At 53.0% G+C, this 24,854-nt stretch carries 23 protein-coding genes; 6 read left to right on the forward strand and 17 right to left on the reverse strand.

The features are described 5' to 3' along the window. Positions 1 to 134: 134 nt before the first annotated feature. Genes miaA through AC4EYZ_RS02410 form a run of 5 tightly spaced genes read right to left on the reverse strand, consistent with a single transcriptional unit; the run spans position 135 to position 6,525 of the window. A complete protein-coding gene (gene miaA / locus AC4EYZ_RS02390; RefSeq protein ID WP_474191299.1) occupies positions 135 to 1,073 on the reverse strand; it encodes a tRNA (adenosine(37)-N6)-dimethylallyltransferase MiaA in 939 nt (312 codons plus the stop codon). 60 nt (positions 1,074 to 1,133) lie between these two features. Further along, positions 1,134 to 3,041, reverse strand: a complete 1,908-nt coding sequence (mutL, locus tag AC4EYZ_RS02395) for a DNA mismatch repair endonuclease MutL (protein WP_490204279.1) — start codon at positions 3,039 to 3,041, stop codon at positions 1,134 to 1,136. An 18-nt stretch (positions 3,042 to 3,059) separates the two neighbouring features. Further along, positions 3,060 to 4,523 carry an N-acetylmuramoyl-L-alanine amidase gene (locus AC4EYZ_RS02400; protein ID WP_490204078.1) on the reverse strand — a complete coding sequence of 488 codons (1,464 nt, stop codon included), beginning with the start codon at positions 4,521 to 4,523 and terminating at the stop codon, positions 3,060 to 3,062. Continuing rightward, positions 4,514 to 5,041: a tRNA (adenosine(37)-N6)-threonylcarbamoyltransferase complex ATPase subunit type 1 TsaE gene (gene tsaE / locus AC4EYZ_RS02405; RefSeq protein ID WP_035539154.1), complete on the reverse strand. Its 528-nt coding sequence runs from the start codon at positions 5,039 to 5,041 to the stop codon at positions 4,514 to 4,516. Before tsaE ends, AC4EYZ_RS02400 begins: the two co-directional genes overlap by 10 nt. An 11-nt stretch (positions 5,042 to 5,052) precedes the next feature. Continuing rightward, positions 5,053 to 6,525: a bifunctional ADP-dependent NAD(P)H-hydrate dehydratase/NAD(P)H-hydrate epimerase gene (locus tag AC4EYZ_RS02410; protein ID WP_035539151.1), complete on the reverse strand. Its 1,473-nt coding sequence runs from the start codon at positions 6,523 to 6,525 to the stop codon at positions 5,053 to 5,055. Positions 6,526 to 6,622: 97 nt separating this feature from the next. On the opposite strand from AC4EYZ_RS02410, the gene queG reads away from it, so the two are divergent. Further along, positions 6,623 to 7,750, forward strand: coding sequence for a tRNA epoxyqueuosine(34) reductase QueG (queG, locus tag AC4EYZ_RS02415; RefSeq protein WP_414121098.1), 1,128 nt, complete (start codon positions 6,623 to 6,625; stop codon positions 7,748 to 7,750). A 16-nt stretch (positions 7,751 to 7,766) separates the two neighbouring features. Here the strand turns inward: queG and orn are convergent, their stop codons facing one another. From orn to AC4EYZ_RS02470, 11 genes are all read right to left on the reverse strand, one after another. Further along, the gene (orn, locus tag AC4EYZ_RS02420) at positions 7,767 to 8,372 is read right to left on the reverse strand and encodes an oligoribonuclease (RefSeq protein ID WP_039859766.1); all 606 of its coding nucleotides are present in this window, start codon (positions 8,370 to 8,372) and stop codon (positions 7,767 to 7,769) included. 253 nt (positions 8,373 to 8,625) lie between these two features. Then, positions 8,626 to 9,600 (reverse strand): 2-hydroxyacid dehydrogenase, encoded by a 975-nt coding sequence (locus AC4EYZ_RS02425; protein WP_457546906.1) that lies wholly within the window; start codon positions 9,598 to 9,600, stop codon positions 8,626 to 8,628. A 24-nt stretch (positions 9,601 to 9,624) separates the two neighbouring features. Next, entirely contained in the window at positions 9,625 to 10,335 is a 711-nt protein-coding gene (locus tag AC4EYZ_RS02430; protein ID WP_051052087.1) for a GntR family transcriptional regulator, read from the reverse strand. A gap of 180 nt (positions 10,336 to 10,515) precedes the next feature. After that, positions 10,516 to 11,559, reverse strand: coding sequence for an L-idonate 5-dehydrogenase (locus AC4EYZ_RS02435; RefSeq protein ID WP_027959059.1), 1,044 nt, complete (start codon positions 11,557 to 11,559; stop codon positions 10,516 to 10,518). Positions 11,560 to 11,568: 9 nt separating this feature from the next. Then, the gene (locus tag AC4EYZ_RS02440; RefSeq protein WP_474192823.1) at positions 11,569 to 12,336 is read right to left on the reverse strand and encodes an SDR family oxidoreductase; all 768 of its coding nucleotides are present in this window, start codon (positions 12,334 to 12,336) and stop codon (positions 11,569 to 11,571) included. Positions 12,337 to 12,347: 11 nt separating this feature from the next. Continuing rightward, a complete protein-coding gene (locus tag AC4EYZ_RS02445; RefSeq protein ID WP_138800058.1) occupies positions 12,348 to 13,547 on the reverse strand; it encodes a mandelate racemase/muconate lactonizing enzyme family protein in 1,200 nt (399 codons plus the stop codon). Between the two features lie 12 nt (positions 13,548 to 13,559). Beyond that, positions 13,560 to 14,867 carry a TRAP transporter large permease gene (locus tag AC4EYZ_RS02450; protein WP_190373430.1) on the reverse strand — a complete coding sequence of 436 codons (1,308 nt, stop codon included), beginning with the start codon at positions 14,865 to 14,867 and terminating at the stop codon, positions 13,560 to 13,562. Then, the gene (locus tag AC4EYZ_RS02455; protein ID WP_190373431.1) at positions 14,857 to 15,378 is read right to left on the reverse strand and encodes a TRAP transporter small permease subunit; all 522 of its coding nucleotides are present in this window, start codon (positions 15,376 to 15,378) and stop codon (positions 14,857 to 14,859) included. Before AC4EYZ_RS02455 ends, AC4EYZ_RS02450 begins: the two co-directional genes overlap by 11 nt. Before the next feature lie 57 nt (positions 15,379 to 15,435). Next, positions 15,436 to 15,729, reverse strand: coding sequence for a hypothetical protein (locus AC4EYZ_RS02460; protein ID WP_490204079.1), 294 nt, complete (start codon positions 15,727 to 15,729; stop codon positions 15,436 to 15,438). A gap of 47 nt (positions 15,730 to 15,776) precedes the next feature. Beyond that, positions 15,777 to 16,793, reverse strand: coding sequence for an IS30 family transposase (locus tag AC4EYZ_RS02465; RefSeq protein ID WP_317998401.1), 1,017 nt, complete (start codon positions 16,791 to 16,793; stop codon positions 15,777 to 15,779). A 36-nt stretch (positions 16,794 to 16,829) separates the two neighbouring features. After that, the gene (locus AC4EYZ_RS02470; RefSeq protein WP_474193258.1) at positions 16,830 to 17,564 is read right to left on the reverse strand and encodes a type 2 periplasmic-binding domain-containing protein; all 735 of its coding nucleotides are present in this window, start codon (positions 17,562 to 17,564) and stop codon (positions 16,830 to 16,832) included. A 762-nt stretch (positions 17,565 to 18,326) separates the two neighbouring features. Here AC4EYZ_RS02470 and rsgA point away from each other — a divergent pair. From rsgA to asd, 3 genes are all read left to right on the forward strand, one after another. Continuing rightward, a complete protein-coding gene (gene rsgA, locus AC4EYZ_RS02475) occupies positions 18,327 to 19,346 on the forward strand; it encodes a small ribosomal subunit biogenesis GTPase RsgA (RefSeq protein WP_190373432.1) in 1,020 nt (339 codons plus the stop codon). Positions 19,347 to 19,364: 18 nt separating this feature from the next. Next, the gene (locus tag AC4EYZ_RS02480) at positions 19,365 to 20,207 is read left to right on the forward strand and encodes a sulfurtransferase (protein WP_022523983.1); all 843 of its coding nucleotides are present in this window, start codon (positions 19,365 to 19,367) and stop codon (positions 20,205 to 20,207) included. 232 nt (positions 20,208 to 20,439) lie between these two features. Next, entirely contained in the window at positions 20,440 to 21,273 is an 834-nt protein-coding gene (asd, locus tag AC4EYZ_RS02485; protein WP_474193166.1) for an archaetidylserine decarboxylase, read from the forward strand. A gap of 21 nt (positions 21,274 to 21,294) precedes the next feature. Here asd and AC4EYZ_RS02490 read toward each other — a convergent pair whose 3' ends face one another. Then, positions 21,295 to 21,948 (reverse strand): TetR/AcrR family transcriptional regulator, encoded by a 654-nt coding sequence (locus tag AC4EYZ_RS02490; RefSeq protein WP_141441294.1) that lies wholly within the window; start codon positions 21,946 to 21,948, stop codon positions 21,295 to 21,297. Positions 21,949 to 22,130: 182 nt separating this feature from the next. Here AC4EYZ_RS02490 and AC4EYZ_RS02495 point away from each other — a divergent pair, with 182 nt between their 5' ends. Together AC4EYZ_RS02495 and AC4EYZ_RS02500 are read left to right on the forward strand one after the other, a co-directional pair. Beyond that, positions 22,131 to 23,306, forward strand: a complete 1,176-nt coding sequence (locus tag AC4EYZ_RS02495; protein WP_051430615.1) for an HlyD family secretion protein — start codon at positions 22,131 to 22,133, stop codon at positions 23,304 to 23,306. Then, a complete protein-coding gene (locus tag AC4EYZ_RS02500; RefSeq protein ID WP_190373434.1) occupies positions 23,303 to 24,853 on the forward strand; it encodes a DHA2 family efflux MFS transporter permease subunit in 1,551 nt (516 codons plus the stop codon). The genes AC4EYZ_RS02495 and AC4EYZ_RS02500 overlap by 4 nt, the downstream gene beginning before the upstream one ends. Position 24,854 lies beyond the last annotated feature (1 nt).

Consider the following 24,854-nt stretch of genomic DNA (forward strand, 5'->3'; position numbering starts at 1 on the left):
CTACGCCGCACTATTTTATTACTGCCCGAAAGGCCGAATGATGCCCGAAGAGCCTAGTGATATTCGAAAGGCTCAAACACCCAGCCAATCGAAAACACACTACCTAAATTACCAGCTTAGCGAACTATCTTACGCTAAGCACTGCTGTCACGCACGAGTTTCAACACCTGATCCAGTGCATCTGAGCGCTGTGAATCTACCCAGTTAAGTTCTGGCCAGCTTCTTAACCAGGTTAATTGTCGCTTGGCTAACTGACGAGTTGCGATCACGCCTCGCTCAACGAGGGAGGCATAGTCATACTCACCTTCCAGGTACTCCCACACTTGGCGATAACCAACACTCTTCATCGCCGGTAGGCCTAAATGTAAGTCATTACGCTTTTTGAGGGCGGCGACTTCATTTATCAAGCCCTCACCCAACATTACTTCGAAACGCTGGGCAATGCGTTGATGCAGCAAGCTGCGATCACTGGGCGCCAAAGCTATCGACAACACGCGCCAGGGAAAGGTTTCCGGCTGTTGCTCCGCCCACAGCTCACTCATTGGCCGCCCACTGGCGTAGTACACCTCCAGCGCGCGCATGACGCGCTGCGGGTCATTGGGGTGAATGCGCTGGGCGGATAGCGCATCCACCTCTGCCAGGCGTTGATGTAGCGACAATAGTCCTTCGTTTTGCCACTGTGCTTCAAGCCGCTGGCGAATAGCCGGGTCGGCAGAAGGCAAGTTTGCCACCCCTTCGACCAGCCGCTTGTAGTAAAGCATAGTACCGCCGACCAGCAGGGGGACTTTGCCTGCCGCGCTGATTTGTCGCATAAGAGAAAGCGCATCTACACGAAAATCGGCCGCCGAATAGGGCTCTGCTGGATCGCGAATATCAATCAAGTGGTGAGGCGCACGGGCAAGCTCACTCGCGCAGGGCTTGGCACTGCCAATATCCATACCGCGGTACACCATGGCCGAGTCAACGCTAATCAGCTCATGCCCCAGGTGCTCGTGTAGCGCCATCGCAGCATCGGTTTTCCCAGCGGCCGTGGGGCCCATTAAAAAAATCGCCCAGGGGCGGGTATCAGCCATGCGCGGTTCCGTTAGCTAAGAAAAAGGTGATTACTGATCGCGCAGCTGTTGTTCAAGCATCTATTGGCCGCGCAAGAAGAGCCGATCAAGCGCTTTGAGCCCCATCTGCGTCCAGGTGGGACGACCGTGATTACATTGGTCGCTGCGCTCGGTGCGCTCCATGTCGCGCAGTAGCGCGTTCATCTCGTCGATAGTAAGCCGACGGTTGGCACGCACGCTGCCATGACAGGCCATAGTAGAGAGTAGTTCATGCACCCTAGCCTCGACTTGATGGGTACGCCCATAGCGCGCCAGCTCTTCCAGCATCTGACGCACCAGCGCCTCAGGATCAGCCTGGGCAAGTAACGCCGGCAGTTGACGTACCAGCAGCGTCTCTGGCCCGGCGATATCCAGCTCAATACCCAGCTTGGCAATTGACTCTTGCTCGCTCTCTGCCGTGGCCACTTCGGCCCGGCTAGCGGCAATGGAGACGGGCACTAGCAGCGGCTGCGCATCCAACCCTTTGGCAGCGGCCAGCTGTGTCTTCATGCGCTCATAGACGATTCGCTCATGGGCGGCATGCATATCCACCAGCACCAATCCCTCAGCGTTCTGGGCCAGAATATAAATGCCGTGCAACTGCCCTAGCGCAAACCCTAGTGGTGGTGGCGCAGTGGGGTCGTTATCAGGCATCGCCAGGGGCGCTTCACGCACCTCACTACCTCGCTCACTGGGAGGGCTCGGCTGAGGCGTTAACAGCGTTTCTTCGTGATTGGGGTGTAGCGCCTGATAACCCTGCATAAAGCGGCGCACGCGCTCAGCACCGGGGTGGCGATCCGGCGAGTGGGTCAGCGCAATCCCCTGCTGCTGCCAGCGGGGTTGTTCAGCCCCCATTTCTGAAGCTTCGCCCTGTGGCGATGCGCCTGACGTATCAGCCACCTCGGCATCATGCTCCTCTGCACTCTCAGCGGGTTTAGCCGATGCCAGGGAGTGATGGAGGCTCGAATAGAGAAAGTCGTGAACCATACGACCATCACGAAAGCGCACTTCATGCTTGGTGGGGTGGACGTTGACGTCCACAACGTCTGGATCAAGCTCCAGATAGAGCACAAAGACCGGATGACGGCCGTTAAACAGCACATCACGATAGGCCTGACGCACCGCGTGGGCGACCAAACGATCACGCACCACGCGTCCATTGACAAAAAAGTACTGTTGGTCAGCCTGTGAGCGCGAGTGGGTGGGCAAGCCAACCCAGCCGCTTAGCCGTATACCGCCCGCTTCGCGCTCGATATAGCGAGCATGCTCGATAAAATTCTTGCCCAACAGCGAGGCAATACGCCGCTCCCGGGCCGCCGCAGAGTGACCGGCGGGCAACTGGTGAATGACTTTTTGGTTATGGCGCAATACCCAAGCGATGTCGTAGCGGGATAGCGCCTGACGGCGAAATGCCTCTTCTACATGGGCAAATTCGGTCTTTTCTGTGCGCAGAAACTTGCGCCGGGCGGGGGTATTAAAAAACAGATCGCGCACGCCAACGCTGGTACCACGGGGGTGTGGCGCAGGTGTCACCCGTGCTTCCATGCCCCGCCCTTCCGCAACCACCCGCCAGCCATGGCGGGGGTCGTCTTCGGCATTGGAGATCAGCTCCAGCCGCGAGACGGAGCTAATCGATGCCAGCGCTTCACCGCGAAAGCCTAGCGAACTAACGCCCTCTAAGTCTTCCAGGCTGCCAATCTTACTGGTGGCATGGCGGGCCAGGGCCAGCGGTAAATCCTCTTCGCCAATGCCAATCCCGTCATCGCGCACTTTGATCAGCCGCGCGCCCCCTTGCTCGATCTCTACTTCGATACGCTGGCTGCCAGCATCAATAGCGTTCTCTATCAACTCTTTGGTGACCGATGAGGGGCGCTCAACCACCTCCCCGGCGGCAATCTGGTTGGCCAACCGCGGGTCGAGTACCTGTATACGCGGTGCGGTAGCGGTCATATCAGTCAACACGGCACCTCATGAACGGGGAATCTGTAACACTTGGCCAACACGAATCACGTCACCATTCAGGTCATTGGCCTGCCTCAACTGATTAACCGGCACGCCATGACGCACAGCAATCGCTGACAGGGTGTCTCCCGACTGAATACGGTACTCGTTACCCGAAGGGCGATGCTGATTATCACGCTGCCAGGCAAGCAGGCTGGCCGGCGGTGGGAAGCGCTCGAAATGCTCGCGCAAACCGCTGAAGATAGCCTGAGAAAGCCCTGATTGGTGTACTGGGTCGCGTAGCCGACGCTCTTCGTCAGGGTTAGAGATAAAGCCAACCTCGATCAACAGCGAGGGGATATCGGGAGACTTCAGTACCATAAACCCAGCCTGCTCGACCCGCGACTTATGCAGCCGGTTAATGCGGCCTAACTGCTCCAATACCTGACCACCGATCGAGAGCGAGTCATTCAGCGTGGCAGTCATAGTCAAATCCAACAACACGCCGCGCAGCACCTGGTCTTTATCACGCAAGGAGAGACTGCCATCGACACCGCCGATAAGGTCGGAGCGGTTCTCACTATCCGCCAGCCACTGGGCGGTTTCCGAGGTGGCGCCGCGCTGAGAAAGCGCATAGACCGAGCTCCCTTGAGGTCTTGGGCTGGTGAAAGCATCGGCGTGTATCGAAACAAAAAAGTCGGCTTTCTGCTCACGTGCCAGTGCGGTACGCTGACGCAACCCTATATAGTAGTCACCATCCCGCACCAGCACGGCTTTAAAGCCCTCAGTACCGTTCACTTCAGCGGCTAGGCGACGGGCAATTTCCAGCACTACGTCCTTTTCCCGTGTGCCTGAAGGACCAATCGCCCCTGGGTCTTCACCACCATGACCGGCGTCGACGGCAATAATAATATCGCGCCTTGGGTGCGGCTTGGCTTCCTGCACTTCTGTCGGCGCTGCCTCGCTAGGCGGCGCCACGCTGTCCGACAGCTGGCCTTGAGCAGATTCCCGCTGGGCCTGAATTTCCTGGTCCCGAATCATCGCCTCAATGGGGTCAATCGGATTCTCGACGGCACTCTCACCAGGATATTCGAGATCAACGACCAGTCGGTGGCCGTACTGGTCGTTAGGTGTCAGGGTAAAATGGCGTGGCTCAATTTCTCGATTGAGTTCAAGCACTACCCGCAGGCCCCCACCCTCCCGCACGCCGGTACGCACCGAGGTAATTGCACTGTCGTGCAAAGGCAGCGTACTGGGGTCGGTATCCATTTGGGTATCATCTAAATCAATCACCAACCGCGCCGGGTTCTCCAGCGAAAATACGTTGGCATTAGTCGCAGCGGAGAGATCAAACACCAGCCGGGCATGATCTGGCGCCGCCCAAAGCCGCATGCTCTCTACGCTGGACGCTTGTACATCAACCGCCGCCAGGGCAAAAAAACCGGCGGCTAATAAGCGATATACACCTGCCGCTATGCCCTTCATTTCCATTGAATCACACCGTTCTCCAACTGGTCAGAACCTTCTTTACTGACTGCACTTACCTTGCTACTTACCTTACTTCGCAATAATTCAAGCATACGCTGACCGTTATCACTACCCGCAGCTAATGAGACTAAACGCCCTTGCGCCACTACTTCCAAGGTTAGGCGCAGGTCAGGCGCTGGCAACCACCCTTCACCGCGGCTGGGCCACTCAATAATGGTGACTGCATCGTCGGCCAGCACGTCTCGACCACCAATAAACTCAAGCTCTTCTGGATCCGCTAAGCGGTATAAATCCAGATGATAAACCCGCTGATCGTTCAACTCATAAGGCTCTACCAAGGTGTAAGTGGGGCTTTTAACCGCCCCTTGATGGCCGTAAGCCCGCAGGATGCCACGCGTTAACGTGGTTTTACCGGCACCTAGCTCACCCTCTAGATAGACGAGCCCGCGTCCTTGCAATACGTGCCCGAGAGTTTCGCCAAAAGCGACCTGGGCCTCTTCGTTGTCTAATTGCACCTGCATGTGGGCTGCCTTCACGGATTAATCAATTTTCGCGCATAGGATGCCAGATCGCTGGCCAGCAGGCCACGCTCGCCTTCTTCCGCTGCCGCGCGATCGGCCGCTAACGCATGCACCATGGCACCTAGCCAGACACTAAACTCCACCTCGCCCCGCTGAGCAACCAACGCCCCCAGCATGCCGCTGAGCACATCGCCCATGCCGCCGCTGGCCATACCGGGGTTCCCGTAAGGGCACACCACCAAACCGCTAGGCCCAGCAATTAAACTGCCCGCGCCTTTTAAAATCACCACACCACCCCGAGCGCGTTGCAATGCCTGGGCAGCAGCGGGCCGGTCGGATTGGATATCGGCAACGGAACAGTTCAATAGTCGCGCGGCCTCACCGGGGTGTGGAGTCAAAATCCAGTTATCACGGCGAACCTCCGGCCACTGGCGCGCCAGGAGGTTAAGCCCGTCGGCATCTACCACCAGCGGCTTATCTGCCTGCAGCGCACTCTGCAGCACCGCCTGCCCCCAGGCAGCTTGGCCAAGCCCTGGCCCGACCACCACAACGTCAGCGTTACTGGGCAGTTCAGCGGCCTCAGCGCCACCGCGTACGCCATGAGCCATCACCTCCGGGCAACGCACCAAACTGGCGGCAATATGTTCTGGGGCAGTCGCCAAGCTTACTTTACCCGCCCCTAAGCGGGCAGCAGCCTGACAGGCCAGCAGCGCGGCACCTCCGAAACCAGGGGCGCCGCCCATGATCAGCACATGGCCCATGTCGCCTTTATGGCTGGTACGCAGGCGTGGTGCAAAAGCCTCTGCCAGCAGCGAATCATCCAGCCGCCAAGCCGTGGGGGGAATATCGAAATAGGCCTGGGCTTTGACACCCAGGGGTCGAAAGTCGATCTCGCCAGTATAGGCAGGGGCATCACCTGTATGTAATCCAACCTTATCGCCAATAAAGGTCACCGTGCAGGAGGCCTTCACAGCAATACCCGGTACCGCACCGGTGTCGGCAACCAATCCAGAGGGAATATCAATCGCCAGGACTGGCTGCTTTGCAGCGTTGATCGTTTCAATAGCACGCTTGAAGCGCCCCTCTACTTCACCGGTCAACCCGGTACCCAGCAATGCATCAACAATCACTTCGCCGGTGAGCTCAATCCCAGCGTGCCACTCCTCGCAGCCCACGCCCGCGGATGTTGCTAATTCTGCGGCACGGGCCGCGTCGCCGCTGAGCTCTTCAACGGACTTAAGGGTTATCCGCTGCACTTTGAGGCCCGACTGCATGGCTAGCGCTGCCAGCACGTGACCATCGCCACCGTTGTTGCCACTCCCACATAGCACGGTGATACTACGTGCTTGTGGCCAGCGGGAGCGGAAGCTGTGCCAGGCGCTTGAGGCGGCGCGCTGCATCAATGCAAAGCCATCGATACCCCCGGCGATCGTGCGCCGATCGAGTTCCTGAACCTGGGCGGCTTTATAGAGGGGGCGTAGCATGGAAGTATTCGGGACTGTCACGATCGCTCCTTTCACATGTTTTGATGGCTGCCAATGCGTTAGCATAGCGCGCTTAATGCCTTGCTGTTGATTGACTATGTCGAATTCCACTGCCTTTGCACGTTCTGATGGTGCAATGACTGATCAGAAACTTGCTCGCCTTGCCGACCTGATTAAAACCTGGGGGCGAGAGCTGGGTTTTCAGCAGGTGGGCATCACCGATACTGAACTGTCGGCTCATGAAGACCACCTCGACGCGTGGCTGGAAAAAGGCTACCACGGCGAAATGGGCTTTATGGCCAAGCATGGCACCAAGCGCACTCGCCCAGAGGAACTGGAACCCGGCACTCAACGCATTATCAGCGTGCGTATGGATTACCTGCCCGCCGAAGTGGAGAGCACCAAGGTGCTCGGTCAGCCCAACCGCGCCTATGTATCGCGCTACGCCCTTGGCCGTGATTATCACAAGCTAATCCGCAAACGGTTAGCCCTATTAGCAAAAAAAATTGAGCAGGAAGTCGGCAGCTTCGGTTACCGCGCTTTTGTCGACTCAGCGCCGGTGATGGAACGCGCCCTGGCTCAAAAAGCGGGGCTCGGCTGGTTTGGCAAAAACGCCATGCTGCTCAACCCCAAGGCGGGTTCGCTGTTTTTTCTTGGCGAACTCTATACTGACCTTCCATTGCCCATTGACGCACCGTTTGAGCACGAACACTGCGGTAGCTGTAACGCGTGCAAAGTGGCCTGCCCCACCGGTGCCATTGTTGACGATAAAGTGGTCGACTCGCGCAAGTGCATTTCGTATCTCACTATTGAGTTGCACGGGGCGATTCCAGTCGAGTTTCGTCGCGCCATGGGCAACCGTATTTACGGCTGCGACGACTGCCAATTGGTATGCCCTTTTACGCGTTTTACCCATATCACCCAGGAAGATGACTTTGCGCCGCGCCATGACCTGGATCGCGCATCGCTTATTAGCCTGTTTGGCTGGGGCGAAGCGGAGTTTCTGGATAAAACCGCTGGCAGCCCCATTCGGCGCATTGGCTACCAGCGCTGGCTGCGCAATATCGCCATTGGCCTGGGTAACGCGCCCTGGAGCGAGGCCGTTGAAGCCGCGCTCTGGGCGCGCAGAGCCTACCCAAGCTCGCTGGTGCGTGAACACGTCGCCTGGGCGCTTGAGGAGCAGCGTCTTAAACGCAGTGAGCGCATTGCCACTGACGCGTCTTAAACGCTACTCTTCTTAGCTATTCTTCTTCGTCGCTGCGCTGATCAACGCGTAAAAATGTATTGCGGTAGTGGGCCAGCTCGGCAATCGACTCTTTAATATCGTCCATGGCCAAGTGCACATTCTGTTTACTAAAGCCCGCCAGCGCACCGGGGTTCCAGCGTTTGGCCACTTCTTTTATGGTAGACACATCAAGATTGCGGTAGTGGAAAAAGTTGAGCAACGCAGGCATTTCACGCTCGAGAAAACGACGATCCTGATGGATGCTGTTGCCACACATGGGCGACGAACCTGCCACTGCGTACTGCTGCAAAAACGCCAGGGTTTGCTGCTCAGCTTCAGCGGTTTCCACTTGGCTTGCCTTCACGCGTGCGACTAAGCCTGATTCGCCGTGGGTTTTCTGGTTCCAGTCATCCATCTGCGCCAGCAGACTATCGGGCTGCTTCACCGCAATAACCGGCCCCTCGGCGACCACATTCAAATCCGCATCTGTAATGAGCGTGGCTACTTCAATGATGCGCTCTTTATTAGGATCGAGACCGGTCATCTCTAGATCAATCCACACCAGCAGATCATTCCGCGGCGCTGTTTTTCCTTCTGTTGCACCCGTCGTATCGTTGCTCATTACCGTTATCCTTTTGCCTAAATGGCTATTCAAATCATGCCATTGTGCCTTAAATTTACGCTTACAGTTAAACAAGGGCCTGTGGACGTTTCAGCGTGAATCACGACGAAACGTCCACAGGCCCTATAAATTCTCGCACTTTAACACGAGAGGAAACAGTTCCGCATCTGCCGCTGAAGCTATATCATCAGCAAACTATGCCGTTTTAATTATGGGTAAAGATTCACAAGCAGATCTCTGATTTAATTGGCATTTAAGTAGAAACAATGTTCACAAGATCGCCGTCACCCTTGGAAAGTTTATTAATATTGCGTGCCATCGTTAACTGGCGGCGCTTTACCGTACCGTGTGTCCATCCTGACATGTGCGGGGTCATAATCACGTTGTCTAATTCATGGAAAGGAAGAGAAGCGGGTAAAGGGTTAGACTCTGAGCCTGCTGGATAGACATACCAAGTATCTATGACCGCGCTAGCAATTCTCGACTCATTTAGGGCATCAAATAACGCTTTCTCATCAACCACGCGGCCACGACCAACATTGACAAAAACAGCGCTCCTTTTCATATCTTTAAACTCTTTTTGACCAATAAAACCTTCAGTATCTTTAGACAGCGGAAGCGTATTAACGACAATATCGACATCTTTCAACATAGAAGATAGATCATCAAAAGCATAATATTTTTTTATTTGGCTAGACGCTTCAACTATGCTCCTATTTGCTATTGAAACATCCATTCCAAAAGCATGAGCTCGACTTGCCAATTCTTTCCCAATATGTCCAAAACCGATGATACCTATGGATTCAGAAGATAGCTCAGTGCGTAGGCCTGATGCACCACCAGCCCAATACTCCCAGTCACCATGTCTTAATTTTTTATCAGCATCCGCTAGAGGAACATGTCTCAGCAGCAGAGCTGATATAATATACTCAACGATGGCTTGCTCATGGCCAAAACAATTACAGACCGTTGTTGTGCTTGGAAGCAGAGAGAGGTCTAAACCGTCATAACCAGCGCCTGGGACATGAAACAACTTTGTTTTTGTTAAAGTAGGTAGCGATGAATCATGTTTGACACCAACAATGACATCGGCACCGGCATAGCAAGCAATATCTTCTTCGGATTCGAGCGTATCTGGCAACAGTTTTATGGTGTGATCGTCCTCAAGAAGGGATTCAAAATTGCTAAAAAATGTTTGTGCATTTTTGCCATGAAAGACTATGTCCATGGAAGCTCCAGTATTGTTATTAAATTAAGGTTGTTTAAATTCCATTCTTACATCAAAGACACTAGGAGGTAATTCATCGCTTAAAACCGGCAACATATCTTTCACAAAGTCAATAAGCTTATCAGATGCCAGTGCGGCTTGTTCTGGCTTACCGGAAAGTATGGCATCCAGGACAGCGATATGACCTTCCACGGTACTATCAAGACTTTCCCCACCGGCAGTATAGGAATGATAAACCCAGCCAATTCTTCGAAAAATAGTATGCAGAGGTCTAAGCGTATACTGTAGAAAAGGCTCACCGCACGCGGAAAGCACCATTTGGTCTATTTTGCTATCATAAGCATTGAATTCAGAGATAGTTAAAGACTCACTTGTTTTTAACAAGTTAGCTATGTGGCGAAACTGACTTCTTTGCGCGTCGCTTGCCCTTTGGCTAGCCAGCGATATAACAAACCTTTCAAGGTCTCGACGTAAGTCAAGCAGTAATGAAGCACGAGACAAGTCTATTGGTGAAATCTGGACACCTTGTCGCGGATGAATAATCATTAACGTATCAGCAGCCAAACGAGTTGTCGCCTGATACACCGGCATTCGATTAAAGCCTGTCATCGTTTGTAAGTCTTGAATCCTAAGATGGCTGCCTGGCTTTAGCTCGCAGGTGACAATGAGTTCTTCAAGCTTATCATAGGCGAGATCAAGCAGGTTCTGACCCGCATTACTAGTTTTATTGCTCATATCTATTCAGCCATTGTTATCGGACAAAACTTACCTATTTTTCCATGCATAAGCTCGCCAAATAAAATATTATGCTTGGTAAATAAATAAAAATACTCATCGCACCTTTCATAGCAAACATAAATTTAACATTCAATCAACCTCTATCAAAAAAGCACAAAAAATTACCATGTAAAAAACTCATTTTCCGTCAAAATCAAGCTGAACTTTCATGGATTTTTCACGCAGAGAAGCTAGATCGAAAGCAGACTTTGCCTCTCCAAAAGGTATAACTGAAGATACGAAAGGTTTTAAATCAACCACCTTTCTATCAATAAGATCAGCTGCCTGGGAAAATTCCTCGTCAAAGCGGAAGCTCCCCATCATCTTAACCTCTTTAGCAACCGCTAAATTTAAGGGAAATGGAATCTCACCACCTAAACCGACCAAAATAATAATACCGCCGGGCTTAATAATCTCTAATGCCGACGCAAGTGCTTTGGGGCTACCCGAGCATTCAAAGATAACATCTTGGCTACCCTTCCCGTGAGCAAGGGAGGTCAACGCATCTGGTTGGCTATTGAGATTAACACTACGATGCGCACCTAATTGAGCCGCAATCGCTAAAGGAGCATCAGAAAGATCTGTCGCGGTAATATATTGAGCCCCAGCACGAGCAGCAGAAAGTACCGTTAAGCAGCCAATCGGCCCGCATCCCGAGACTAATACGTTACTCCCGACCAAAGAGCCTGCTTGGCGTACAGCATGGAGGCAAACGGCTAAAGGCTCTGCGCAAGCAGCATATGTCAGGTCAGTATCGGGTTGTAGCGGGTAGAGTTGTTGGGCTGGAATCGTGACATTTTGGCGAAACAACCCCTGTTGATGAGGAAAACGCATGGCACTTCCAAAAAAACGCATGTCTTCGCATTGGTTTCGTTGGCCATTTTGACAGTACTGGCATGTGCCACAAGGCATAGAAGGATTCACAGCCACCTTATCGCCCACTTTCAAATGTGAAACACCTATGCCAAGTTCCGCGACAACACCAGCTACTTCATGCCCTAGAACCATAGGCTCTTGCAACCTTACCGCACCAAAACCGCCGTTATGGAAGTAATGAAGGTCAGAGCCGCAAATACCACCTTTACTAATCGTTATTTTTGCTTCACCTGAACCAGGCGGATGCGCTTCTTGATGCTCTTCGACGCGCAAGTCACCGGGGGAGTGTATAACTATTGTTTGCATAAAGGCCCCCTATAGCACTGATATCATGCCGCCATCAGCATAAATTATTTGTCCATTAACATAGGCTGAAGCAGCGGAGCTAAGGTAAATGGCTGTTCCTGCGAGTTCCTCAGGCTTTCCCCAACGACGGGCAGGTGTTCGGCTTTTTACCCATGCATCAAAATCTGGGTTTGAGGTTAGGGCTTCATTCATATCAGTCAACATATAACCAGGCCCAATGGCGTTAGCCTGGATACCATGCTCTCCCCACTCAGCAGCCATGGCTTTAGTCAGCATTTTAACGCCGCCCTTGGCTACCGTGTAGGGAGCAACCGTTGCCCGGGCTAGCTCACTGGTTAGGGAACCTATATTAATTATCTTGCCGTAACCACGCTCAATCATTCTTTTTGCCGCTTCTCTGCCGACAACAAAAGCTGAGGTTAAATTAGTATCTATTACACGGTGCCAATCGGATGTTTCAAGCTCAACCATCGACTTTCTAAACTGCACTCCGGCATTATTAATCAAAATGTCAATATTGATACCAGCTTTATCGAATTTAGCGAAGGCTGATTTAACCTCGCTTTCATCGGTGACATCAAAAGCAGCGATTTCGACATGATAGCCACTCTGAGTCATCTCTCTTTCAGCAACTTCTAGTCGCTCTCGGTTCATTCCGTTAAGGATGATCGAAGCTCCAGCACTGGCAAGCCCCTCGGCAAAAGCGCGACCCAAGCCCCGTGAAGAGCCGGTAATGAGAGCGGTTTTACCTGTTAAATCAAAAAGATTCGTTGCCATGGGTATCTCCTTTAAAGTGACGTTTTTCTCACGCTCAAATCGGAGCGTTTAAAGAAAGTGGGCAGAAGCTCAACGCCAAGCCCTGGCCCCTCCATGGGGTATACAAAGCCATTCTCGATTTTGGGTACAACCGTTACCAACTCGGTGTACCAGCCTCGATAAAAAGCTCTTACACTCTCCTGAATGAGCGTGTTTGGCTGACTAAACGACATATGAATGGCGGCCACAAATCCAACCGGGCCAATACAGTCATGAGGAGCAAAAGGGCGATGCCAGGTTTCGGCAAGGGAGGCTATTTTGCGCCCTTCTGTTAACCCCCCAGTCCAGCAGAGATCGACCATAACCACATGGGTTGCGTCACGATCCAGCATGTCTTTATAGGGCCAACGAGAACCAAGCGTTTCACTGGCACACGTCCAAACAGAGGTAGAAGCGGCAAACTCAGCAAGTGCTTGCGGTGAGTTCATTCGGATGGGGTCTTCATACCAAGTGGGATTAAATTGCTCCAATTCCTTAGCAATATTTTTTGCAGTAGGTAAATTCCACTGAGAATGGAACTCAACCATAATGTCCATATCATCGCCAACGGCCTTACGTATTTCTTCGAAGGGCTTTATGGCTTTTTTCATTTGCGGTGAGGTGATGTACTGGCCACGCGTTTCAGCAGCAATAGGGTCAAATGGCCAGATTTTCATTGCCGTAATACCCGACTCCAGGAGATTTTCAGCTAACTGCGCTGGGCGGTTCATAAAGCCGTCCAGATCCTCATAAGGCCCCTCTGAGGCACCTATATTCCAATTTGAAACCGGCTTGATATTGTTGGTTCGAACGTAACGATAACCTGCGCAAGTGTTATATATACGAATTTTCTCCCAACAAAGCCCCCCTAACATTTGGTGGACTGGCTGGTTACATACTTTACCAAAGATATCCCAGAGAGCTATGTCGATAGCAGAGGCTGCGCGGTATTCAGCGCCTGTTGAAGACTGCGCCATGGGGAGTGATACCATCTCTTTGTGCAAAGCCTCAATATGAAGAGGATCTTTGCCCAACAACCGCTCGGAAAGTGTTTCGTGTATATGGGCCTCTACAGCCCCAGCACCATAAAATGTTTCACCTAAACCGACGATACCAGCATCCGTTTCAACGTGCACCCAAAGCACATTGGAAAATTCTTTTAGTCGATATGTTTTTATCGCTGTTATTTTCATTTTTAATCCTTTTTAGCTGAGTGCGGCAGGCAACCAAAGTGCTATACCAGGAAAAGCCAACATAAATACCAGTATTGCTATTTGTATAAGCATAAATGGCCAAAGCGAAGCGTATATTGTTTGAAGGCTGATCTCAGGTGGGGCAACACTTTTTAAATAAAATGCAGCCGGCCCAAATGGAGGTGACAAAAATGCAACTTGCATCGTTAGTGAAAAGAGCACACCAAACCATACTGGGTCATAACCTAAATGAGTTACAATTGGTACAAAAATAGGAATTGTAAGAAGCAGTATTCCAATCCAATCCATAAACAGTCCAAGCACAAAAAACACTAGCATCATAACCAAGATTGTTGCAAAAGGAGAAATACCTAGCCCAGCAATAAAGCTAGTAACATACTGTTGCCCCCCTGAGAGATTGTATATTCCAATTAATACCGCTGCGCCAAAAGTTACCCATAAAATGATACCGCATGACAGGAGCGTCCTTTTAAGCGCTTGCCACACTAACTCTTTGCAAAGCTCTTTGCGTGCATATATCACCATAAGGGTGGCGCCCACAGCTACCCCAGCTGCTTCTGTAATTGATGTTACTCCTCCATAGATGCACCCAAACACGATAAAAATTAGCAACAGAAACGGAAGGAAACCATGAATGATGTCCTTCCAACCAATGGCTTCGACTTCTACTTTATCGGGCATTGGGGCTAGGTTTGGATTTAACGTACAACGAATATAGATATAAGCATAATAGGCAAGCGCTAATACAAAGCCTGGAACAAATGAAGCGAGAAACAATTTATGCACTGAGACTTCGGCGGTGAGCCCATAAACAATTAGCACAATTGACGGAGGGATCATTGTCCCCAAGGAACCGCCAGCACAGATCACTCCAATTGCCAGTTTTTTATCATAGTTAAGCCTCAACATTTGAGGTAGTGCCACTAGACCGAGCAGAACAATCTCACCACCTATGATACCGCTTATGGCAGCCATAAAGATGGATATAACAAGCGTAACGGTCATTACGCCACCTTTTCGGTGTCCAAATAGTTTATTGAGACTATTGTAAAGGTCGTGGGCTATTCTCGATCTTTCTAACAGCGTTGCCATAAATATAAACAACGGAATAGAGAGTAACGCATACTCAGTAGCCAGCCCATATATAGTTTTGTGGGCAATGGCGATGACGGGAGTACCATAATTAAAGTAAGCGGTTGTGATCGCAAGAGAGCCCGCAGCAAAGGCCAGCGGCACACCTATGGCCATCAGAAATAGAACGCCAAGAACAAGTACTAGGGTAATTAACTCAATCGACACGTCCCTTCTCCTCAGCCAGTGAGCGAGTGTCGATCCCCCGCATATTGTTGACGAAATTGATAATCGCGTAGATCGCTATTATCAGTGCTGCGCATACTATGGCAGGCTTGACTGTCGCAGGTATGGGAGGGTTCCAAGCGGTACCAAAGCGCTCCCACGTTGACAATGCTTTCCATGAACTGGGCCAACCGAACCAGGATACCGCCAAGCAGTAAGTAAGCACGCAAACAAGCTGGATACAGTCGAATACTCGCTTTAACCAAGATGGCGAAGCGTCATATAAGACGGTAATACGAAGGTGCTGGTCGAGCTGCATTGCATAGACTCCTGCCGCCGCATAAAGAATCGCAGATAACCAAAGTGCCAACTCATTGGCCCAAAGGGTGGGAGCTTTAAATATATACCTGGCTAACACTTCATAAAAAGTGACGGCCACAATCACGAGTAGTAGCAAAGAAAAAAGTGCCGTTATTGTTTTTGCAATCGATGACTTATGCTTAGCAGGTGGCATAGAGTCTCTCCTTGAGTAAGCCGAGACCTAATGGCCTCGGTTTATTGGCATTTTCATCTATTCAAGGATGCCTATTTTCGTCATATAGGCGATATGTGAATCGTACGCGGCTTTTGCTTCAGGACTACGTGTCGACCAATCTTCCCACACTGCTTGAGCTGCTTCTCTGAATGCCTGACGGTCTTCCTCGCTCCAATCGTGTAGAGTTACGCCTTCTTGCCTAAGTTCTACTGCTGCTTGACGATCAAGCATCGTGGAGTCTTGAACTATCTCCAATGCAATGGTATCCAGAGCAGAACGAAGTATTTGTTGCTCTGCTTCACTAAGACTATTCCACTTTTCAAGATTCATCGCCACGTGCTCAATGGGGGCGGATGCAGACTCTGAGTGCAACACACTCACTGGATGGTTGATGGGCTTTCATGGTACTTGGTCATCAGCTCGCTCATCACTTCTATCGGACATTTAAACCCAAAGCGTTTTCGAGGTCGCATATTTAGCTCAAAGGCAATGGCGTCTAGCTCTTCCTGGCTATGCACTGAAAGATCCGTTCCTTTCGGTAAATATTGACGGATTAGGCCATTGATATTCTCATTGGCCCCCCGCTGCCAGGGGCTATGGGGATCGCAAAAGTAAATCGCAACACCGGTTTCTTGAGTAATTTTTGCATGGTGTGCCATTTCACGCCCCTGATCATAAGTCATGCTTTTTCGAGCGGTGGTCGGCATTCGGTTCAGGGCAGCACTAAAGCCTGCGACGGCGGATGTGGCGGTGGCGTCATCCATTTTTGCGAGTATCAGATAGCCACTACTAAGTTCTACCAAGGTGCCTACCGCAGACGCGTTATTCTTACCTTTAATCAGATCGCCCTCCCAGTGGCCGGGCATTTCACGCTTACTGACCTCGGGCGGACGTAAGTGAATGCTGACCATGTCAGGGATCTGTCCACGTCGATCCACTTCGCCACGGCGAGGCTTGCGTGTGGTTTTACCTTGTCGCAAGCAGTGAATCAGTTCCTTGCGAAGGTGGCCAACAGGCAAGGCATAAATGGCCGTGTAGATGGTTTCTCGGCAGACGTAGGCATCGCGCAAATCAGGTAGTTTCATCATTTTGAGCTTGCCGCTAATTTGTTCAGGAGACAAGCGTTGTCGCAACATATAAACGATGAGGTCAAAACGCTCCGTGCCCGGCACAAGCTTCTGTGTCGGGCGACAGGCAGCTCGACGCTTTTCTCGCTGACGTTGAGCGTGCCGGGCACAGTAACCGTTCTGGGCTATTTGGTTACGGCGTATTTCACGAGAGATGGTTGAAGGAGCTCGCCCTAAGAGCTGGGCAATATGCCGAAGGCTCATCCCTTGGGCTTGACCCACTTGGATGCTGGCACGTTCTTCAATGCTGAGTTCGAGGTAAGACATGGGACAACACCTTAGCGAAATGCTCAGGTGTTGCACTCAATTTCTGCGGCCAAGGGGCATTGAATGAAAACCCGGATAAGTAGCGTGCTCTGCTATATCGTAGAGACCTAAACCTTTATTCACTGCCAAGGTGGATGCATCCGCGCCGGAAACGGTTCCTGTGGACATCGCCGTAAACACTTCACCAAAAGGCATTACAACTGGGCCAGCTCCCAAACTTGCAAATATTTCAGACTCCATACCAGGAGGAGAGCGGAACTTCCAACCATCTATATCTTCTATCCCCGCCAACTCAGTAGTCGAGCTGAGAGCTTCAGGAGTCGCGACAAACACTCCAACCAAGTGCATATCAAATTTGTGGTATAGTTCGTTAGCTAGCTCTAACCCGCCTCCATCTTTATACCAACCGATTAACTCGAGAGGTGTGTTGTACCCTCCCATGATATCGCCATAAAATTGAAAGGCTGGATTTTTACCCGTTATATATCCTGCCCCCGTTGCATCACCATCAATAATACCCATACTTGCTGACTCAAATGCCTCAGACGCTTTCACTACTGCTGAGTCAGTATGCATTTTTATATCTAAACTACCGCCTGACATTTCGTTTGCCAAATCGGCAAATCGATTAAGTGCCTCTCCTTGTAATGATGAGGAACTATGATGTGTTTGGAAGTTAAGCGTTGTTACATCTTGCGCGTAACTGTTGGTTAAAGGCGAGAGTAAAGCAATGCCAAGCGCTGCTACGATAGATCTTTTTATAGTTTTCATAAGCTGCTCCATGTTTGCGATGCATGCCGTGATATATCACAAAATATTAATAGCAGCCCTCAGATTGCTGTGTCAAATAGCCCTTGGTGAAGATTTTTTAAAGACTCATAAAAAGACTAGTTAGATCTATGCTTATACAACCCTATAATGCAGCCTGGCTCAGATCATAAAATGTATAAGAATACATTTTATGTTATATAAAACATTTCCTTACGAGAGCCACAGCGATTTCAGATGCATACGACATAAGGTCATCTGATTTGACGCCCACAGTAAATGCGTAGTGAGCAGCTACAATGCCTTATACTAATTGATGAGTGCTCTTGAGACATTTCACCAGACAGAGCGAGCGCACAACCTTCGCGAATCTCACCTTGAGCACGGTTGCGATACCTTGTAATGCTTAGCCTTTTTAGGTGTTGATGAGAGCACTGCAATGAGTAGCAGACTTGAATGCAACCTGAATAGTGAAAAACAAAATAATACTTAAGGAGCCTCTGATTAACGTAATGAGTGAAGGCCAGACAAGGCAAAAATCAACGAAAAAGCGGAGTTTACGGGTTGTAAATGAGCATTTTGAGGCGATTTTTAACGCCGTATGGTCGAGCGCAATAGTTAATCAGAGGTTTCTTAAATAACACTGAAAATAGACCCTTCAAGCAGCTACAAAGGAGAGCTTGGCTACTTGATGGCATCTTTGATAAGTACAATCACACCTTTGATAGGTACAATGACATCTATTGTAGCGATCATCAGGTGGTCATGAGCAAACGTAAATTAAGTCGCCAGCAGCAGTGGCGAGTCGAGAAAGTCCAGGCGGAACGTGCCCAGCGCGCCGAAAAGCGCGATGTGCAAGACGCTGAAAAACTCTCCGCCGGTGAATACGGTGCCGAACAGCCGGGCCGTGTCGTTGCTCACTTTGGACGCACCCTGGAGGTGCGCAATAGCGATAATGAACCGGTGCGCTGTCACTTACGCGCCAACTTGGACGGCCTAGTCACCGGCGACAGAGTGATATGGCGCGCAGGACAAGAAGGCTCCGGCGTGGTGGTGGCTCGTGAAGAGCGCGATAGCGTGCTTAAGCGCCCAGACGCTCGCGGCCTGCTCAAACCGGTGGCCGCCAATATTGACCAGCTGTTGATCGTGTTTGCGGTAGAACCCGCACCTCACGCCAACCTTATCGATCGCTATCTGGTCGCCGCCGAGGCCACCGGTATAGCGCCAGTGCTGGTGCTCAACAAAACCGACCTGCTGCCAGAAGATGGCGGCGAGTTAGGCAAATTATTAGAACGCTATCGCAATTTGGGCTATCCCGTCGTGCGCACCACCACCGCTACCGAAACCGGGCTGGATGATCTGCGCAGCCAGCTTGAAGGCCGCACCTCGGTATTCGTCGGTCAAAGCGGCGTGGGCAAGTCTTCGCTAATCGACCTGCTGCTACCCGATGAAACCCTGCGCATTGGCGCGCTCTCGGAAGACTCGCGTAAAGGTACTCACACCACCACCACGGCACGCCTCTACACCATGAGTCGCGCTGAAGTGGCCGACGGCGATCTCATCGACTCACCGGGTATTCGCGAGTTTGGCCTGGTGCACCTCAACGAGCAGGAAGTCACCGACGGCTTTATTGAGTTTCACGACTATATTGGTCACTGCCGCTTCCGTGACTGCCGCCACCGCAATGAGCCAGGCTGTGCTTTACTCGCAGCGGTCGAGGCAGGCAAGATTCATCCAGCACGCTTTACCAGCTACCGGCGCATACTTGATAGCTTGGATAGCTAGGATTTAGAGGAGTTACTCATGAGCACCGAAAGCCAATCGTCGGAATCCAACCTGCTGCCGCTAATCGTTGAGCCTGAACAGCTGCAGGAACATTTGGATGACCCACAGCTGCTGATTATCGATGTACCGGTCAACGGCGATAGCTATCGCCAAGGCCATGTGCCTGGGGCTATCTTCCTCGATTTTCGCTACTTGATGCGCGGTGAAGGGCCTGTGCCCAGCGACGTTCCCAGCGTCGAGGCGCTATCAAGGCTGTTCAGTGCCCTGGGCTTAACCCGCGATACTCACGTGGTCGCTTACGACGACGAAGGCGGCGGTTGGGCGGCACGGTTACTGTGGACGCTAGACCTGATCGGCCACACTCGCTACTCCTATTTGAACGGCGGCATTCACGCCTGGCGCGATGCGGGCCTGGAGGAGAGCACAGAACCGACCGCCCCAACCCCCAGCGAATACCACGCTGAGTTTCTCAACCCCCAAGCCCTGATTACCTGCGACGAAATCAAAGAAAAGCTCGATGATAGGCAGTTTGCGGTATGGGATGCGCGCTCCAAAGATGAGTACGATGGCTTACGCGGTAACAACAAGCACCTGGGCCATATTCCGGGGGCGGTCAATATGGATTGGCTCCATGCCATGGATCGCAACCGCGCGCTACGTATACGCGATTACGCCGAGCTGATCACCGAGCTAGGCGCCCTGGGCCTCACGCCCGACATGGAAATTGCCACCCACTGCCAAAGCCACCACCGCAGCAGCTTCACCTGGCTGGTCGGCAAGGCACTGGGCTTTAATATGCGCGGCTACGCGGGTTCCTGGGGTGAATGGGGCAACCGCGACGATACGCCGATTGAGAAGTAATTCTCGACAGCTTGCGCCCTGGCGCCAGGAATACGTATAAGCAGACCGTCTTTTTCAGGGCCGGAAAGAGCTCCATGCAATTCCGGCATTCCCGCCATCCATGGCGGTCAGATGAAAAAGCCGAGCGCCCAGGGATGGGTTTACAGCGTGTCTGCGTTACGTATTGCTGGGTTAGCCAGGGCTGATATTTCAGCTCATTTAGGCTTTAAGCCACTGCTACGAAGATATTATTGTGACCCTTTCCCAAAAAGCCTTTTCGCTAATCCAATATCCGCTGCCTCACCACGCGATCTCGCGCCTAACCGGCCAGTTCGCCCAGTGTGACAATCCCTGGGTGAAAAACACCTTGATTGAAACGTTTATCAAACGCTTCAACGTTGATATGAGCCAGGCGCTAGAGCCAGACCCCACCGCCTACGCTACGTTCAACGACTTTTTCACCCGTGCGCTCAAAGCGGATGCCCGCCCACTGGGCGATGGCATCCTCAGCCCCGCCGACGGCACGCTCTCCCAATACGGACGCCTACAGGCCGGACAACTGGTGCAGGCAAAAGGCCACACCTACTCCGCGCAAACCCTGCTCGGCGGCGATACGGCACTGGCAGAAGAGTTCTTAGGCGGCAGCTTTGCCACCGTTTACCTCTCCCCTCGGGACTACCACCGGGTGCACATGCCGGTGACGGGTACGCTTAGGGAAATGATCTACGTGCCGGGGCTACTATTCTCGGTCAACCAAGCCACTGCCAACTGCGTGCCAGGCCTCTTCGCCCGCAACGAGCGCTTAGTATGTATCTTTGATACCGAGCACGGCCCCATGGCGATGGTACTGGTTGGTGCGATGATCGTCGCTGCCATCGAAACCGTCTGGTCAGGGCAGGTGACGCCGCTTGCGGGCTGCCCTCAGCGCACACAATTTAGCCAACCTATCACACTTGAAAAAGGCGCTGAGATGGGCCGCTTCAAGCTCGGCTCAACGGTGGTGATGTGTTTCGCCAAGCCGCCCAATTTCGCAAACAATCCGCTGGGCAGCATGGTGCAGATGGGGCAAACGCTGGGAGCTTATTGATGACCTTTCCCCCTGAACGACCTAGGTCGAAGCACTAGCCGCACCTGAGAGGAAGAGCTCGACACAGCGTCGAGCTCGAGCGTTGCACCGCGTCTCGTCAAGACGCACATGGCGACCAAGCAGAGCGTCAATGTGCCATTCACCAAGCAACATTCCCATAAACATACCGGCCGCTTCACGCGGATCGTCGAGGTCAAGACGGCCGCTATCCACCTGCTCGCTTAAGTAAGCAGCTAGCGCCTGACGGGTCTGGTCGGGGCCGCGAGTGAGAAACAGCTCACCAAGCTCCGGAGCCCGTTCGGCCTCAAAGGCTAAGCCGCGAACTAAACGGATCACGCCCGGCTCGAACACCAACGTCAGCATTCGGCGGCCTAGCTCGTACAGCACCTGCTCTAGGGCTTGGTGATCCCGTCGCCCCTCCTCCAGCACTGCCCAAGCGGTGGAGATATGACGCTCCATCGCCGCTGTGAATAATCCCTCCTTGTTACCGAACTGCTTATACAGCGTCGCCAAAGATCCGCCGGCGCGGGCAACCACTTCGTTAACGCTGGCACCGGCATAGCCCTGTTCAAGAAAAACATCCCGGGCAGCGTCCAGCAGACGTTCACGGCGCGCCACGCCGCGCGACGTTACGCCATCAGTTATGTTGGGATCTGGCGTGGTTGAGCGTGGCATTGACACTCCTATAGAGGTATATAAAGAAGGATTAATTATAAAGACGCGGCGCACAGAAGTAATATTTTTTGCCCTGGAAATGTAATGTAGCATTCATTACACTATTTGTCTTTTTCCCAAGGGAGGTGTCTTTGCCTCACAGGGAGCCCCTAGCAGGAGCGCTATTGCCTTAAGGAGTGGTCATGACATCGAATACTAAGCCGGGCGAGCCCCCGGATGAGCGCCAAAGCAGCCATACCGTCGCGGGTCAAGATGCCCACTCCAGCGGCAAAACTAGCCGCAAGTTACTCGCTATGGTGGCGGGGATTATCGTCCTGGCGGCGCTAATTTGGTGGGGCATGGGCTGGTGGCAAACCGGGCGCTTCATGGAAGAGACCGACAATGCCTATGTGCGCACCGACAGCGTCGCGGTACGCGCCGAGCTATCAGCGCGGGTCGTCGAGGTGGCGGTAGATGATAACCAAACGGTCAAGCAAGGCGATCTGCTGATACGTCTAGACGCCGAGAGCTACCGCGACCAGGTGACCCAGGCCGAGGCCCAGCAGGCAGTGGCCGCAGCCTCAATCGCCCAATCACACCGCCAGGTAGATTTGCAGCAGGCAGCTATCGATCAGGCCACGGCTCAGCAGCAGGCGGCCCAGGCTAATCTTGACCAGGCGCGCCAGCATCTGGAGCGCTCCTCATCGCTTGCCGCCAACAACTATGGCTCCCGTCAGCAGCGCGAAGATGACCAGGCCGCACTGAGTGTCGCCCAGGCAAAGCTTGCCGAAAGCCAAGCCGCGGTTGTCTCGGCCAGGCGGCAGCTAGCCGTGGCCGAGAGCGACGTGACCCGTGCTGAAGCCAATCTGGACGCCGCTAGCGCCGATCTTGACTATGCTCGCCACCAGTTGGATAAGACCCGCATCGTCGCCCCCCGGGACGGCGTGATTGGCAATCTACGCGTTGAGGTCGGCACCTTAGCGCAGCCGTCGCTGACGCTTTTGCAGCTGGTACCCATCGAGTCGGCCTACGTGGCAGCCAACTTTAAGGAGACCCAGCTCGAACGGATTCGCGTCGGCCAGCCAGTCGCGGTGCATTTGGATGCCTACCCGGATATTACCTACGAAGGCATCGTCGACAGCCTGTCGCCAGCCACCGGCACCGAGTTCAGCCTGCTGCCCCAGGACAATGCCACCGGCAATTTCAACAAAATCGTCCAGCGGGTGCCGGTCAAGATCCGCGTCACCGGCCCCACCGAGGCGCTGAGCCAACTGCGCGCCGGGCTATCGGCCGTGCCCGAGATCGATACTCGTCATCTTGAACCACAAAATGACTCCCGCCCTGCCCAGCAGTTGGCAGCGGAGCGGCCCAAGTCATGAGCGAGACGGTCGCCGGCTCGGTGACGGGCGTTAACGACATGCCACCCTGGCCACAGCGCATTGGCTTCATTGCTGCGGTGTTTGGCATGTTCATGGCAATTCTGGATATTCAGATCGTCGCCAGCTCGCTCAACGAAATCCAGGCGGGGCTCTCAGCCAGCGAGGATCAAATCTCCTGGGTGCAGACCGCTTACCTGATCGCCGAGATTGTGATGATCCCGCTGTCGGGCATGCTGATGCGCATTCTCTCCACTCGAGTAGCCTTCACCCTGTCGTGCGTCGGCTTCACCCTGGCGAGCCTGGGCTGCGCGCTGGCCACCTCGATCGAGCAACTGATCGTGCTGCGCGCTATTCAGGGCTTTATGGGCGGAGCGATGATACCCATTACCCAGGCAGTTAGCTTTTCGATCTTTCCCCGCCGGGTGATGGGCAGCGTGCAGGCGGTGATCGGCATGGTTGTCACCATGGCACCCTCTGTGGGTCCCACCGTGGGCGGCTACATCACCGAGACGCTCAGCTGGCACTGGCTGTTCCTGGCCAACGTGATCCCCGGCGTTCTGGTCTGCTGGGCCGCCTGGACATTTCTCGATATCGATAAGCCCAACCACGCGGTCGCGCGCCACCTGGACTTGATCGGCCTGGTATTGATCGCGGTATTTTTGGGCTCGCTAGAGTTTGTGCTTGAAGAAGGGCCCGGCGATGACTGGTTTGCCAGCCAGCGGATCTTGCTGTTCAGCCTGACCTGTCTGGTGGCGGGAGCCTGGTTCTTCATCCGCACCCTGCGCAGCGACCACCCAATCGTCGATCTGCGCGCCTTTACCAACCGCAACTTTGCCATCGGCGCCGTAATGGGCTTTATCATCGGCATCGCGCTCTACGGGCTGGTCTACATCATGCCGCTGTTTTTTGGCTATGTGCGCGGCTATTCGAGCCTGCAAATTGGCCAGGTGATGTTCGTCACCGGGCTGACGATGTTTCTTTGCGCGCCTATTGTCGGTCAGCTGTCCAACCGCCTCGATCTGCGCATTATGCTGTTTATGGGCCTACTGCTGGTCGGCGTGGGCACCATAATGAACGCCAATCTTACCGTGGAGTCGGGCTTTTGGCAGTTCTGCGTGCCGCAGATCGTGCGCGGCATGGGGCTGATCTTGTGTATCATTCCAGCCTCGCGTATTGCCCTGGGCACCCTGCCGCCGAGCGAGGTAGGCAACGCCAGCGGGCTTTTTAACGTGATGCGCAACCTGGGGGGTGCCATGGGACTGGCGCTGATCGATACGGTGCGCGACATCCGCGAGGACTTTCACTGGAATCAGCTCATTCCTGCTATCGATACTAGCCGCGAGGTCGTGGTAGCGGAGATCGCCAAATACCAAGCGATGCTCGCCGGCTCGGTGCCCGATACCTATCACACCGCCGTCGCCATGCTGGCGCAACGAGTCTCTCAGCAGGCACAAGTGCTGGCCTTTAACGACATCTTTACTTGGATGGGACTGATCTACATTGCCAGCGTACCGCTGGTATTCCTACTGCGGAGGATTTCGGCTTGAC

It is taken from the genome of Vreelandella sp. 162(4c), from assembly GCF_058152265.1.

Bases quoted from the DNA above. Each gene is read 5' to 3' on its own strand.
- miaA (WP_474191299.1), bottom strand. From the start codon at position 1,073: ATGGCTGATACCCGCCCCTGGGCGATTTTTTTAATGGGCCCCACGGCC.
- AC4EYZ_RS02470 (WP_474193258.1), bottom strand. From the start codon at position 17,564: ATGAAAACTATAAAAAGATCTATCGTAGCAGCGCTTGGCATTGCTTTA.
- tsaE (WP_035539154.1), bottom strand. From the start codon at position 5,041: ATGCAGGTGCAATTAGACAACGAAGAGGCCCAGGTCGCTTTTGGCGAA.
- AC4EYZ_RS02410 (WP_035539151.1), bottom strand. From the start codon at position 6,525: ATGCTACGCCCCCTCTATAAAGCCGCCCAGGTTCAGGAACTCGATCGG.
- AC4EYZ_RS02455 (WP_190373431.1), bottom strand. From the start codon at position 15,378: ATGCCACCTGCTAAGCATAAGTCATCGATTGCAAAAACAATAACGGCA.
- AC4EYZ_RS02495 (WP_051430615.1), top strand. From the start codon at position 22,131: ATGACATCGAATACTAAGCCGGGCGAGCCCCCGGATGAGCGCCAAAGC.
- AC4EYZ_RS02460 (WP_490204079.1), bottom strand. From the start codon at position 15,729: ATGAATCTTGAAAAGTGGAATAGTCTTAGTGAAGCAGAGCAACAAATA.
- rsgA (WP_190373432.1), top strand. From the start codon at position 18,327: ATGAGCAAACGTAAATTAAGTCGCCAGCAGCAGTGGCGAGTCGAGAAA.
- orn (WP_039859766.1), bottom strand. From the start codon at position 8,372: ATGAGCAACGATACGACGGGTGCAACAGAAGGAAAAACAGCGCCGCGG.
- AC4EYZ_RS02480 (WP_022523983.1), top strand. From the start codon at position 19,365: ATGAGCACCGAAAGCCAATCGTCGGAATCCAACCTGCTGCCGCTAATC.
- queG (WP_414121098.1), top strand. From the start codon at position 6,623: ATGTCGAATTCCACTGCCTTTGCACGTTCTGATGGTGCAATGACTGAT.
- AC4EYZ_RS02500 (WP_190373434.1), top strand. From the start codon at position 23,303: ATGAGCGAGACGGTCGCCGGCTCGGTGACGGGCGTTAACGACATGCCA.
- AC4EYZ_RS02430 (WP_051052087.1), bottom strand. From the start codon at position 10,335: ATGAGCAATAAAACTAGTAATGCGGGTCAGAACCTGCTTGATCTCGCC.
- AC4EYZ_RS02400 (WP_490204078.1), bottom strand. From the start codon at position 4,523: ATGGAAATGAAGGGCATAGCGGCAGGTGTATATCGCTTATTAGCCGCC.
- AC4EYZ_RS02445 (WP_138800058.1), bottom strand. From the start codon at position 13,547: ATGAAAATAACAGCGATAAAAACATATCGACTAAAAGAATTTTCCAAT.
- mutL (WP_490204279.1), bottom strand. From the start codon at position 3,041: ATGACCGCTACCGCACCGCGTATACAGGTACTCGACCCGCGGTTGGCC.
- AC4EYZ_RS02490 (WP_141441294.1), bottom strand. From the start codon at position 21,948: ATGCCACGCTCAACCACGCCAGATCCCAACATAACTGATGGCGTAACG.
- AC4EYZ_RS02435 (WP_027959059.1), bottom strand. From the start codon at position 11,559: ATGCAAACAATAGTTATACACTCCCCCGGTGACTTGCGCGTCGAAGAG.
- AC4EYZ_RS02440 (WP_474192823.1), bottom strand. From the start codon at position 12,336: ATGGCAACGAATCTTTTTGATTTAACAGGTAAAACCGCTCTCATTACC.
- AC4EYZ_RS02425 (WP_457546906.1), bottom strand. From the start codon at position 9,600: ATGGACATAGTCTTTCATGGCAAAAATGCACAAACATTTTTTAGCAAT.
- AC4EYZ_RS02465 (WP_317998401.1), bottom strand. From the start codon at position 16,793: ATGTCTTACCTCGAACTCAGCATTGAAGAACGTGCCAGCATCCAAGTG.